General features: G+C 46.3%; 14 protein-coding genes. 6 read left to right on the top strand and 8 right to left on the bottom strand.

The genetic code is table 11. The features are described from left to right. Positions 1-43: 43 nt before the first annotated feature. Positions 44-715 carry a DUF502 domain-containing protein gene (locus tag JXQ28_12860; protein ID MBN2278623.1) on the top strand — a complete coding sequence of 224 codons (672 nt, stop codon included), beginning with the start codon at positions 44-46 and terminating at the stop codon, positions 713-715. Then, on the top strand, positions 702-1,607 hold the full coding sequence (locus JXQ28_12855) for a PTS sugar transporter subunit IIA (GenBank protein MBN2278622.1): 906 nt from the start codon (positions 702-704) through the stop codon (positions 1,605-1,607). The genes JXQ28_12860 and JXQ28_12855 overlap by 14 nt, the downstream gene beginning before the upstream one ends. A 168-nt stretch (positions 1,608-1,775) precedes the next feature. On the opposite strand, the gene JXQ28_12850 is transcribed toward JXQ28_12855, so the two are convergent. The 8 genes from JXQ28_12850 to JXQ28_12815 form a co-directional block, all read right to left on the bottom strand. Next, entirely contained in the window at positions 1,776-2,729 is a 954-nt protein-coding gene (locus JXQ28_12850) for a TerC family protein (GenBank protein MBN2278621.1), read from the bottom strand. A gap of 143 nt (positions 2,730-2,872) precedes the next feature. After that, positions 2,873-3,547 carry a hypothetical protein gene (locus JXQ28_12845; protein MBN2278620.1) on the bottom strand — a complete coding sequence of 225 codons (675 nt, stop codon included), beginning with the start codon at positions 3,545-3,547 and terminating at the stop codon, positions 2,873-2,875. Positions 3,548-3,553: 6 nt separating this feature from the next. Further along, the gene (locus JXQ28_12840; protein MBN2278619.1) at positions 3,554-4,624 is read right to left on the bottom strand and encodes a Na/Pi symporter; all 1,071 of its coding nucleotides are present in this window, start codon (positions 4,622-4,624) and stop codon (positions 3,554-3,556) included. Between the two features lie 238 nt (positions 4,625-4,862). Then, on the bottom strand, positions 4,863-5,969 hold the full coding sequence (locus JXQ28_12835; protein MBN2278618.1) for a hypothetical protein: 1,107 nt from the start codon (positions 5,967-5,969) through the stop codon (positions 4,863-4,865). A 108-nt stretch (positions 5,970-6,077) separates the two neighbouring features. Continuing rightward, on the bottom strand, positions 6,078-6,779 hold the full coding sequence (locus JXQ28_12830) for an ABC transporter ATP-binding protein (protein ID MBN2278617.1): 702 nt from the start codon (positions 6,777-6,779) through the stop codon (positions 6,078-6,080). Between the two features lie 30 nt (positions 6,780-6,809). After that, a complete protein-coding gene (locus JXQ28_12825; GenBank protein ID MBN2278616.1) occupies positions 6,810-8,057 on the bottom strand; it encodes an ABC transporter permease in 1,248 nt (415 codons plus the stop codon). An 8-nt stretch (positions 8,058-8,065) separates the two neighbouring features. Further along, complete coding sequence (locus JXQ28_12820) at positions 8,066-9,298, bottom strand: ABC transporter permease (GenBank protein ID MBN2278615.1); 1,233 nt, start codon at positions 9,296-9,298, stop codon at positions 8,066-8,068. A 3-nt stretch (positions 9,299-9,301) separates the two neighbouring features. Then, a complete protein-coding gene (locus JXQ28_12815) occupies positions 9,302-10,387 on the bottom strand; it encodes an efflux RND transporter periplasmic adaptor subunit (protein MBN2278614.1) in 1,086 nt (361 codons plus the stop codon). Between the two features lie 242 nt (positions 10,388-10,629). Between JXQ28_12815 and JXQ28_12810 the strand changes: the two genes are divergently transcribed. Genes JXQ28_12810 through JXQ28_12795 form a run of 4 tightly spaced genes read left to right on the top strand, consistent with a single transcriptional unit; the run spans position 10,630 to position 13,353 of the window. Further along, positions 10,630-10,998, top strand: a complete 369-nt coding sequence (locus tag JXQ28_12810) for a DUF4430 domain-containing protein (GenBank protein ID MBN2278613.1) — start codon at positions 10,630-10,632, stop codon at positions 10,996-10,998. A 37-nt stretch (positions 10,999-11,035) separates the two neighbouring features. After that, positions 11,036-11,833 (top strand): 3-deoxy-8-phosphooctulonate synthase, encoded by a 798-nt coding sequence (gene kdsA / locus JXQ28_12805; GenBank protein MBN2278612.1) that lies wholly within the window; start codon positions 11,036-11,038, stop codon positions 11,831-11,833. Positions 11,834-11,850: 17 nt separating this feature from the next. Further along, positions 11,851-12,384, top strand: coding sequence for an HAD-IIIA family hydrolase (locus JXQ28_12800; GenBank protein MBN2278611.1), 534 nt, complete (start codon positions 11,851-11,853; stop codon positions 12,382-12,384). A gap of 9 nt (positions 12,385-12,393) precedes the next feature. After that, positions 12,394-13,353: a KpsF/GutQ family sugar-phosphate isomerase gene (locus JXQ28_12795; protein ID MBN2278610.1), complete on the top strand. Its 960-nt coding sequence runs from the start codon at positions 12,394-12,396 to the stop codon at positions 13,351-13,353. Position 13,354 lies beyond the last annotated feature (1 nt).

The following is a 13,354-nucleotide window of genomic DNA, read 5'->3' as shown; positions in this document are numbered from 1 at the left end:
TCATGGTATGGATATCGGTTAGTCATAACAGCTCAGGGGACAGATGTCGATTTTTAAAATGATTAAAGATATCATTCGGCACCAGTTTGTCGCAGGAGTTCTGGTTGTTGTCCCGTTAATACTTACCTATGTTGTCCTGCGATTTCTTTTTGAGTCGATCGATGGCATTCTGTCGCCCTTGATCCAGAAAACCCTGCATTATAATATTCCCGGACTGGGGATAATTGTTACCATTCTTCTTATAATACTGGCGGGCTTTTTTACCCGGGGCATAATCGGCAAGACAATTTATCGCTACAGCGAAAGGGTTCTGGTCAAAACACCGGTGATTCGGGTGGTCTACCTTGCCGCCAAACAGCTTATTGAGGCGGTCACGGTCCCTCAGATTAAGTCCTTCAAAGAAGTCGTTATGTGCGAGTACATGCGCAAGGGCCTTTATGCTATTGGCTTTGCCACTGCCCGGATTAAATTTATCGATAGCCCGGACGGACCAAGGAAAATGGTCGGCGTTTTTGTTCCATCAACACCTACTCCGATTTCGGGGGTTCTTGTATTTGTGGCCGAAGATGAAATAATACCGATAAATATAACAGTTGAGGAAGCTGTGAAAATGCTTGTTTCCGGAGGTATCGTGTCGCCATCGGAATTGACGCGGGTCGACTCGAAACTTTTAAAAGACAATCTCATTGAGGGACAGGATAATGCGGCTGGCTAACATATTAAAAGAAAAATACATTATCGAGAACTTGAAATCGGCCAATAAAACCGGAGCTGTCGATGAGCTTTTGGCGTTATTAAGGGAAGATTATCCCGGGATTAATCTGGAAGAAGTCCGAAAAATGATCATTGAACGGGAAGAAATCGAAAATACTTCCTATGGAAGAGGTTTTGCTTTCCCGCACGCCAGGACCGATGAGGTTGATGATATGTACATCCTAGTCGGGATATCAAAAAACGGTCTTGAAGATAAAACCCCGGATAATGTGCCGCTGGCAATCGTGGTTCTTCTTCTAACCCCTTCACATATTTCCAGATTGTATCTTCAAACTCTGTCGGCTTTTGCCACCTTCGCCAGGATAGAAGGTAATCTGGAAAAAATCAAATCCGCCGGGAATGCCGCCGATATAATCGATATATTCTGGCAAAGCGGGGTTAGTGTCGAAAAAGAACTGACCGTCAAGGACCTTATGCGGCGTAATATAACAACCGTTACGCCCGATGATTCTCTCAAAGATGTGGCCAACCTGATGTTCAAGAATTACCTGTCTGCCATCGCCGTGGTCGATCATAACGGCAACTTTCTGGGACATATCACCGATCGGGGGCTTATCCAGATGGCCCTTCCCGATTATAAATCCCTGATCGATAACCTGAATTACTCAATGGACATCGAGCCGTTCGAGGAATTACTAAAACGGGAGAACCAGATCAAAGTTTCCGAGCTGTTTACTAAAGATTATGAGGAAACCTCACCGGATACGCGGCTGGTTGAGGTGGCCGCAATGATGCTTTTCAAGGATCTGCGACGGGTTTATGTAACCAAAAACGGGAAGCTGGTTGGGATATTACTTCGCAAACAGATTGTCAGTTCGATTATTCGCGGATAATCAGGGAAATTACAACTTTTCCACATCATTTCCACAACTTTTTCACTGTGGATAAGTGATTTAATTCATATTCTTTAGTGCATGTCATTTATTGGGCCATAAAAAAGCGACTTTTATTGTTGAGAAAAACCGATCATGAAATGGTAATCCTGAATTTTATGGCATACCTTAGGCCATTGGCTCTTCCATATTTACTTTTTCAACCGGTTTCTTTCTGACTATCGAAGCGACAATCGAAATAGTCAAAAGCAAGGCGATAATCCCCAGCGAAATCAAATCCGGTATTTTATAAAAACCGGAAATCAGCATTTTTATCCCGACAAAGGTTAAAATGGCCGACAAACCATATTTCAAATAATGAAACATATCCATCAAACCGGCGATGGCAAAATAGAGGGCACGAAGCCCCAGGATGGCAAAGACATTCGAGGTGTAAACAATAAATGGATCGAGAGTAATGGCGAAAATGGCCGGGATGGAATCGACCGCAAAGACAATATCGGTTGTTTCCACAACGATTAAAACCACCAGTAATGGGGTCCCGTAACGTTTCAGATCGACTTTGGTGAAAAAATGGCCATTGACATAAGTTCTGGTAATTGGCAGAATTTTACGAAGGGAACGCAAAACTGGGTTTTTCTCCGGCTCGATTTGTTTATCCTCGGTTACACCCATCTTGATCCCGGTGTATACCAGGAAGGCCCCGAAGATATAGATTACCCAGTGAAAAGTGGATATTAAAATGACTCCCACGGCAATGAAAAGCCCGCGAAGAATAAGGGCACCCAGTATGCCCCAGAAAAGAACCTTATACTGGTACATGTCCGGGACTTTGAAATAGGTGAAAATCAGGAGAAAAACAAAAATATTGTCGATACTTAGCGACCGTTCAATAAGATATCCGGTGAAAAACTGAAGGGCTGCCCCTGATCCATGCCAGAAATAGACGAAAACATTAAAAATAAGAGCGACAATGATCCAGATAAGCGACCAGACCAGACCCTCTTTGACCGAAATCCGGTGGTCCTTCCGATGGAAAATCCCCAGATCCAAAGCCAGCATGAATAACACCAGAAGGTTAAATCCGCCCCAGAGAATATATTTATTTTCCAGCAATTCCATGTTGTAATTTCCGTGTTTTTACCGGTATCTTATTTGTTCGCCCCCAATTAATTAGCCGCCAATATAGAATCGGCGGCCGGATTTGTCAAGGAAACTTGACCTGAGGCTATCAGAAGCCATAACCCAACAGCGGTTGTTACCGCTTATTGCTCAGGAGTCGGGCGAAAACCAATACTGGGAAACGGATTCACAATTGAGGTGGCGATATTGGTCAGATGTGCCGCGATTCGTTTCAGGTATCGGAAATAAAGAGCCAGCGTGGTTGCATTTCCCGGGGAAAGAGTTTTATCCTTTTCGCCGATTATTTCGATCAATATGCGATCGCATCGCGTGGAAATATTCCTGTGATCCAGAATTATATCCTTAGCGGTTGTGGTATGCATCTCGCTGATAACCTTAATAATTCGATCGAATCTTTCGCGGACGATTCCTTCGATATCGCGGAGGTCGTTTTCGAAAATACCGCCGTGAAGTTTGGTTGGATGAGCCGTGGCCAATTCCACAATATTTTTAGTATAATCACCGATCCGTTCAACATCGATGACAATTGAAACCAGGACCAACCCGGGCACAATATTAGCCGTCCCCGCCACCGTCAGGTGCGTCAGGACATTCCGGCGGACCTCTCGTTCATAGTTGTTGATCTCCTTATCCTTGACATAAATATCAAAAGGCAGTTTAGCCGTATCATGACGTCGCAGTGATTCGGTCGAAGCCACAAACATTTCGCGATCCGTTTCCAGCATTTTGATGGTTGTCATTATAGCCTGATCCAGGAGATTTTCCTTACCGAATAATTCCAGAAACTTCTTGTACATCGCCTTTTACCTCAATAGATAAATTAAAGCTATGGGAATAAGGAAAAATATTAATATAATAAAACCAATGGGAATCAATCTATTCCTTAATGTCAATCTCGACATGATCTTGGCCAATCTTAGGGGAATTCTGGCCAGTGGCAGAAAAATAGCGATTCCGCAGAAGTTAAAGAGTAAATGAGCGAAAGCAACCGCCACCGCGGCGACATTTTGAGTTACAAGAGAGGCCATGATCGCGGTTACGGTGGTTCCGATATTGGCCCCAAGGGTATATGGATATACCTGCCGGAGAGATAAAACTCCGGCACCTACCAGCGGAACGACAATTGAAGTGGTTATGGATGACGATTGAACCAGCGCCGTTAAAAGGATCCCAAGAACCAATGCTCGGAAAGTGGTTTTAAAAATATATTTGCTGAAAAAACCTTCAACTCGGGAAAGGACCAGGGATTTCATAATATCCACCATGAGTTTAAGGGCAATAAACAGCAGAATTATGGCTACAATCGCCGAAATCCAGGCGCTTTGATGAAATAATCCAATTATCATTTTTGTAATCGGCTTGGTAATAGCATTAATGGGGGATATAAAATGAAGTCCGCCGGCATTCTCAAAGGCCTGTTCCATAAACAGGGCGGCGCGGCCCAGGAAATTCGTGGTCAATTGCAAAGGAAAAAGAATCGCAACTGACAGTATATTAAAGATGTCATGAACGATGGCTCCCGAAAAAGCCCGGCTGAATTCCCGACTTCGGTTGATATGGGTCAATGATACCAGGGTATTGGTGATGGTGGTGCCGATATTGGCGCCCATAACAATCGGAATGGCACCCTCGATGGAAATCAATCCACTGGCTACCATACCAACCAGGATTGAGGTGGTGGTTGATGAGGATTGAATAATCGATGTGGCCAGAATGCCTATAAAAAGCCCAACAACGGGGTTAGAAGTCATTGTAAGCAGAGATTCTGCAAACTCCCGGCCGAACAATTTGAAAGCATCACCGAGAAGGGTAATCGATAAAATAAAGATATAAAGCGCACAAAGCAGACCGATCGGCCGGATAATTGAAATGATTGTAAATTCGCGTCTTTTATGTAAGAACGCGACTACTCGTTTTTTTTCAGGCTTTACCGTTTCAGTCAAACCTTAATTCCCCAGAACCGTATTGAGGCCGAATATATTGTTTATGCAGTAGCCTGTCAAGGCAATCCGGGCAATCATTACCCCGGAATCTTGAATACCTTTTTTGCGCAGGCTATGACAATGAATTGAAAGCACTTTGATGAATTGGTGGGATTGAAAAGAATGTCGTTTAATCGGCTAAACGAGGGAGCATCAGTAAACCGACTTCTTCACCATTTCGGATTACAATCAGGTAAACTCCCTCACGGTCAATTTTATCGAGAATTTTTTCCATCAAATCGTGGGCGTTGTGGACAACCTCATTATTGACTCTCTTTATCTGATCGCCGATCATCAAGCCGTTGGTGTAAGCCAGACCCAGAGTATCGACATCGATAATTTCCATAAAACCGTTGGGCAGTCGGGCCACTGAAAAACCAAGGCGTCCGCTACCGGCCGACAACCTGATCGGTTCTCTGTCGGTTATTTCGTTTTCGGATTTCTTGGGCGGGCGCGGTGGGCGAGTTAACCCAACCAGCGGTGAATCGTAGGGCTCTCTCAAAATGAAGGTAATCAACGGTTCCTCAAAAGAAATCATCCAGCTGTATCGGAAATGATTCTTGTAAATTTCCCATCCGGGATTATGTTTTTGCCAATGCTCGGTTTTAAGGATATTCTCCAGACTGTCGGACGGAATAATATACTCGGCGCAGGCCAGACTTAAAGTCAGAACCATGATATCAAAGCGATAGGCGCTTTTATCGAGAAGAGGATGGTCGGCGACCGGTTGACGAGGGCAACCCGGCAGTTCGGTTTGTAATAAGTTCCGTCCGGCGACCAGTTTGATGACGTTCAGCAAACGGTGTAATCCGGTGGGTACCGCCTCGGTATAATGATTCATCCTTATTCCCTGGAGCGGCAGGGCAGGAGGATCATACATAACCGCGGTGCGGAGGTATTTCGTCAGATTGATATCAAATTGAGATTCCCGCCATTTAATCCCGGAAAGATCTTCGATCATGGCCAGGATGGTAATCCCAATGCTATCCCATTCAGCCACGAATTCGGAGTCATTCCGATTGACCCAGCGGATATCGCTTTGCAGATTATATTCATTGATGTAATCTTCGGGATATAAGGCCCACATCAGGAGTTTGTTGTCGGTTCGCACGGTTACCGTCGGTAATCCCGGGCGCCGTATCAGTGGAGTTGGTACAGCGGTTTCTTGCTCGAAATCCTGTGCGGCGACCCCAACGGCCATCAGTAATAGAGTCGTAATAATAATCAGTCTCATCATTGAGGCGTAATGTGATTCAAATTTAATTGAAAATCAAGGAAAAATAATACGCCGCCGGAGAGAAATGCCCGGCGGCGCCAAGAATGAAAGGAAATGAATATATATAAATCAGGCCACCGCGCGAACGTCCTTCTGCGGTTGGCCATTGCCGTTGAAAACCAGACCATCTTTCAATTTTATTATTCTCCGGCAGTGATCGGCAATCGACATATCATGAGTTATGACTATAACGGTATGCCCCGTTTCCCAGAGTTCGTCAAAGATTTTTATTATTTCTTTACCCGAGGCGGTGTCAAGATTCCCGGTCGGTTCATCGGCCAGAACCAGTTTCGGACGATTGGCCAGCGCACGGGCAATCGCTGTACGCTGCATCTCACCCCCGGACATCTCGGTCGGCTTATTGGCCAGTTTGTCTCCCAGGCCCACCCGGTTCAGCATCTCGACAACTCTTTCCTTGCGTTCCTTTCCACGCAATCCTGCAAAGAGAAGCGGCAGTTCGACATTTTCATAAGCGCTGGCGTAGGGCAGAAGGTTGAATGCCTGAAAGACGAAGCCGACATGATTATTACGGATTTCAGCAAGTTGATTCGATCCCAGTTGATCGACGCGGCGGCCATTGAGCAGATATTCCCCTTCGGATGGTGTATCCAGACATCCCATCAAATTCATCAGAGTCGATTTCCCCGATCCGGATGGTCCGACAACAGCGATATACTCGTTTTCTTCGACTTCAATATCAATGCCTCTCAAGGCTTCAAATGATATTTTCCCGGTGTTATAGATTTTTTTAACCTGTTTCATGCTTATCATAATGGCACCTGCCTTTATAAGAAGTAAACATTACTCATACCTTAAGGCCTCGACCGGATTAATCGAGGCGGCTTTAAAAGCCGGAAACAACCCTGATACCAGACCCATGATCCCCAAAATAAGAACCACGATCAGACCGATTTCGAAGGAAATGGTCGGTTTACCAAGAAGTTCCAGCGCTTCCGACTGCGCCGGTATCATCTTGAAGACAGCAGTGATGGCGAAGGTGATAGCGATTCCGAAAAATCCTCCCAGGAAAGTAATTCCCATAGCCTCCATCAGGAATTGCATAATTATATATATTCGGCGGCCCCCAACGGCCATTTTGACTCCGATTTCGCGGGTTCTTTCCTTTATGGACACGTACATGATATTGGCCACGCCGACACTGGCAATCAGTAGAGTCAGGGTACCGATTATACCGAGGAATATTTCGATTCCCAGCAGGACATTGTCAGTCACGCGGTTGGATTCTATCACATCCCAGAAGCTGAGTGCCCGCTCATCGTCCGGATCGAATTTATATCTGGCTCCCATAACTTCAAAGACTCTTTTTTCAACCGCCTTACTGTTTTCCAGATTCACCGGGCGATAAATGATATTATCAAGGCAGGGATCGCCAAAAAGCGTCACAAAGGTTGTGGCCGGCATGACGATAACATCTTCATCCTGGCCCTGGTAGCTGTTCATCTGGATTTTATGTTTCATTACCCCGACCACCTTAAACGGCATCGACTGAACATAAATTGTTTCACCAACGGCATCCTTATTGCCGAAAAGACGTTCCTTGGCCGCGTCACCAAGAAAAACCACCCGGCGTTTCTGCTCCATGTCGATTTTATTGATCATTCGTCCGCCCATATCAGGGATCATATTCCGCATTTCGCGATATGACGGATAAACGCCATTGAGGCGTTCGGTCAGGGTTTTGTCTCCGTATCTAATTTCCACATTCCAGCGAATATATTCACCGGCGATTTCATCGATTTCCGGGATATTATGTTGAAGCATGTTTATATCCGATTCGTACAGGTGAATCCTCCGTCCTTTTCCAAAGCCTTCAAAGGGAATCGAGGTTTGTCCACCCCACATGATGACAATACCTTCGCCCAACCCGGTGGAACCCTTCATAAACTGAATTCTGAGTCCCTCTCCGAATCCAAGCAGTAACATAATCGACATGGTCCCCCAGAGGATGGCTACCAGTGTGAGAATCATCCGTTTTCGCTGTTTGCGGAAATCGCGTATGAAGATATTGTACATAATTGACGGGCTCATAAGATTACCTAAAATAATTTCAAAGCCTTGACCGGTTCCAGGGATGCGGCTCGGCGGGCCGGGAAAAATCCCGATACCAGGGCGATGGTTCCGATAATGGCAATAGCCAGAATGGCACCGCCGATATTCATCGTGGGAATCCCCGTATATTCCTCAAGGCTGGTGGGAAAGACGGATATAATTCCCAGGGCGATTAAAAAGCCCAGACCGCCGCCGATAGCGGTTAAGAGAATTGTCTCGAACATGAATTGAATCATGATGATGTATTTTTTGGCTCCCACGGCCATTTTAATCCCGATTTCTTTGGTTCGCTCCTCAAGCACCACATTCATGATATTGGTCACCCCGATTCCGCCGGTTATCAGAGTCAGGCAGCCTATTCCAACAAGGAAAGCCCGGAAAGCCAGAAAAAAGGTGGCAAAAAATTTCACGCCTTCGGTAGTATCCCAGATCATCAATGCCTCGGTATCTTTGGGATTGAAATTGTATTTGGAGGCCAGAAATCCATAGATATCATCTTTGACACGCTCCATGCTCTGGGGCGTCGGTGATTGGACGACCATGAGATTGGGATAGCGATGTGACCACATGGTTTTAAAAGTCGAAGCCGGAATCCAGCACATATTATAGTCACGACCGTGGTATGATGAATTTTGTTCTTTGGGCGACATTATACCGATCACGGTAAAAGGGACATTGTTTACCATCAGGGTTTTGCCGATCGGATCATCCTGCATGAAAAGATCCTCGGCCAGTTCATTTCCCAGAAAAATAACCCGCCGTTTTTCCGTCATATCATAAGCGTTGATAAACCGCCCGCCCGGTTGCGGAATCAGGTTTCTCATTTCACTGAATTCCGGCCAGATTCCGCCCACGCGCGCCGCGAGATTGTTATGTTTTGATTTCAGCGAAACACTCCAGCGGGCATACTCCGGGGATATTTTTTCTATGGATTCAAGACGCGCCTTCATCTGAGCCACATCATCCTCCGTGAACCTGATCTGACGCCCTCTCGGAAGTCCTTTCCATAGCTCCGAGGTCAATCCCGGCCAGATAATGGATATATTTTCACCCAAACCGCGGAAACGTTTAAGCTGGTATTCATATAATCCCGTCCCGAAACTCATCAATAAAATAATGGCCACGGTGCCCCAGAGAATTCCGAACATGGTCATCAGGGTCCGCAGTTTCTGTTTCCGCATATCACGAAAGAATTGCCTGACAGACAACAACGGCATCATATTTTAGATCTCCCGTGGAGGCCGTTCGACCAGCAAATCACCTTCGGATAACCCGTTAATTACTTCGATATTGATCCCGTCGGATAGACCGGTTTCAATCTTCATGGTGTCGATATTGCCGAGACTGTCGCGGACTTCAACAAAAGCGGTGTCTTCTTTAAACTCGATTAAACGTTCCGGGATAATCAGAATGCTGTCTTTTTTGACGATGATAATATCGGCATTGGCTGAATATCCGGCCCGAAGCAGGCTTCGGCCCCAATTCTCCAGGCTGATTTCAATATCAAAAACAGTTGATCCCTCATCGCTATGAGCCTTGGGGGAGATTCTCAAAACTTCACCCCTGACGGTATCTTTCGGAAGCGCACCAACTTTTATTCCGGCCGGCATCCCCACTCGAAGTTTGCCGACATCAATCTCATCAACGGTACCCTTGAACAGAAGATCATCCATATAAGCCAGGGTCATCAGATCGGTTCCGGCCTGGTACGAAGTCAGCGGCACTACCGGGTCACCTTCCTCGACCAGCCTGGAAAGAACCATGCCATTGACCGATGATTTAATGGTGTTATCCACAGTCAGGTCGGCGATTTTGGTTGTCCCGGTTTCAATCAACGACAGCTTTTCCTTTTCCAGCTGGAGTCGTAGCCGAGCCTCCTCGCAGGAAGACTTCTTGGTATCATAATCCTGGAAAGAAATCAAATTTTTCTCGTAGAGCGATTTGGCGCGATCGGTTTCGCGCCGGGCATTGTCATAAGCCACCTGGTATATTTCCACATTGCGCTTGGCAGTGGCGAATTCCACGGGGGTCGGATCGGGGGCCACATCGATCAGGGGATCGCCGACCTTGACCACATCACCAACCTCAACATAGATTTCTCTGACGATGCCCGAAATTTTTGATTTAACTGAAATTTCTTTATTGGGTTCGATTTTCCCGACAGCCAGCGCCTTATCGATAATGGTGCCTTTTTCAACCGCAACTGTATTTAGATCGTCGTTTTTGGTGGCGTTGCCGCTCAGGGCAAAAAAGAGAATTGTTCCGACGATAACAACAGCGATAAAGGTGAGAATTATCTTTTTGATCATAGTTAGTTGCTCTCTGGTTTGAATTTCCTGATTTCTTTTTCTGGTATTCAATTACGGTTATTTCCATGGATTGTTTCGTTGCTATACCTTTGGTTTTGTTCAAATATCCCCTGATCAATTTATCAGACCCCTTTTTGCCCAAATTGCTGCGATCGTTCTCGTTTGACATCAACCTTTTGACATTATCGCTTTAATCCCGTATTTTATTGCAGCCATTTATTAAAATCGGTTGAGGGAAACGGATGATGAAAAGACATACCACTTTGTTTTGCCTGTTTATTGCCATGGCGATTTTTATTGCCTGTGGCAAATCCGAAAAGGGGGAACGTGATAATACTGTCGGAACGAATCAACCGACCGACAGCCTGATTCTGGTTCTGGAGGGACAGGAAGGGAAATCCGTTCTGGAAGTTACCCTTGAAAACCATAAGGTTGATTACATAAAAAGTATCGATGGTTCTTTTGTCAATGCCATCGATTCGGTTGAAGTCGGTATCAAGTATGGCTGGATGTATTCGGTGAATGATTCAATGGGGCAAGTGGCCTCGGATAAGTATATCACCCACGATGGCGATACAGTCAAGTGGCATTACCGCAAATTCGATAATTAGGGATACCCGCTTCAGACTTTGACATGGAGGTGCGGCCGTGAATATTGATCGGATTCTTGACGGCGACCGGCTCTTTTTAATTGCCGGTCCGTGTGTTATCGAGTCGGAAGAGATTTGTTTCCGGGTCGCGGATAAACTCAAAGAGCTTTCTGAGAAATACGAAATTCCTGTTATTTTCAAATCCTCTTACGCCAAGGCCAATCGAACCTCGGGGGAATCCTTTTCCGGTCATGGAATGGAGTATGGCTTGAAAGTACTGGGGCAGGTCAGGGAAAAATTCGCTATGCCGGTTCTGACCGATGTTCATGAGACGAGTGAGACTATTGCCACGGCGGAAGTGGTCGATGTGCTTCAGATTCCGGCTTTTTTAAGTCGCCAGACCGAACTTCTGCGAGCCGCGGCGGCTACCAAAAAATGGATTAATATCAAGAAAGGGCAGTTTCTGGCTCCCGAGGATATGGAGAAGGCCGCCGCCAAGGCCCAATCCGGCAAGGTCATCCTGACTGAACGGGGGACCTCATTTGGCTACCATAACCTGGTGGTCGATTTCAGGTCATTAATTATTATGAGAAAATTCGGTTATCCGGTGGTTTTCGATGTCACTCATTCACTTCAGCTTCCGGCCGGGGCAGGTGACTTTTCCTCGGGACAACCGGAATTCATTATCCCCTTCGCCCGGGCCGCCGTTGCGGTCGGGGTGGATGGATTGTTTATTGAAACCCACCCGGATCCGAAGCAGGCGTTATCCGATGCGGAAGCCATGTTGCCACTGGACAAAATGGAGCAATTACTAAAGGAAGTCCTAAAAATTAAAAGAGATCTTAATCAGGAATAAATGAGCTTAAAAAATCTATGAAAAAACATATTACCCTTAATGAACTGGCCCGGCGATTTAAAAATATCAGGCTTCTGGCGCTTGATGTTGACGGGGTTTTAACTGATGATCATATTTATTTCGGTCCGGATGGCTGGGAAATGAAAAAATTCAATATTTCCGATGGATTTTTTATGGTTCTGGCCATGCGGTCCGGCCTGGAAATCGCCGTCGTCTCCGGACGGGTTTCCAAGGCTACCACCACCCGCATGAAAGACCTTGGAGTCAAATACATCCTCCAGAAAATGCAGGACAAGCGGAAACAGATTAAACCGCTTTTGAAAAAGCTCAATATCAGTCTGGATCAGGTGGCCTTTATGGGCAACGAAATACTCGATATCGGACTGGCCCAGGAGTCCGGTTTGTCGATGGCAGTTGCCGACGCCGCCGGGGAGTTGAAGGAAGTCGTTGATTATGTTACAGATGCACGCGGAGGGGAGGGCGCGGTGAGAGAAATTCTCAAAGCCTACTTCAAGGGAATGAGACTTGACCCGGCCTCATATGTAGTATAGATTGACCTTATGATTCTGGAAAACGGACGTCGCGTAATCGAAAAAGAAGCCGAAGCCATTGCTGAACTGGCCGGCCGGCTGGATGATAATTTTACCAGGGCGGTAGAACTGATTTTGAATTGCCACGGTCGGGTTATTGTGACGGGCATGGGGAAATCAGGCCTGGTGGGCAAAAAAGTCGCCGCCACCCTGTCATCAACCGGGATTTCCGCCTTTTTCCTGCATCCCGCCGAAGGGGTTCATGGCGATTTGGGGTTGGTTCAGGCTGATGACATCCTGATTGCCATCTCCAAATCCGGCGCAACCGAGGAGTTGTACCAGATTCTCCCCACTGTCAAAAGACTTGGTGTTAAGATAATCCTGCTGACAGGCGGTATTGATTCACCTCTGGCGGCCAAATGCGATATTGTCCTGGATTGCTCGGTCAAGGCGGAAGCCTGTCCCAACAATCTGGTTCCGACCACTTCATCGACCGTAGCTCTGGTAATGGGAGATGCTCTGGCCATTGCCCTTTTGCAGGAACGTGATTTTACGGCCGAGGATTTCGCCTATCTCCACCCGGGCGGTTCACTGGGCCGAAGATTATTAATGCATGTTCGGGAATTCATGCATGCCAACTCCGAAATCCCGATTGTCAGACCCGAAACCAGTATCCGCGAAACGATACTGGAAATGACCGGTAAACGTCTGGGGGCGACTCTGGTGGTCGATCGGGACAACAAACTGGTCGGGATTTTTACCGATGGCGATTTGCGCCGACTGGTCCAGCAGGATGACAAATTCTTTGAACGGTTGACCCGCGATGTCATGATAAAGAATCCCAAAACAATAAACCCCGAAGCCATTCTCGATAGAGCCCTGAATATCATGGAAAAATATTCCATTACCGTTCTACCGGTGGTTAATCGGCAAAACGAACCGGTCGGTATAATACACCTTCATGATATTCTGAAATCGAAACTGGTGTAAT

It is taken from the genome of Candidatus Zixiibacteriota bacterium (assembly GCA_016933955.1).
Lineage (GTDB): Bacteria > Zixibacteria > MSB-5A5 > GN15 > PGXB01 > JAFGTT01.
This window is presented reverse-complemented; position numbering and strand designations above follow the sequence as displayed.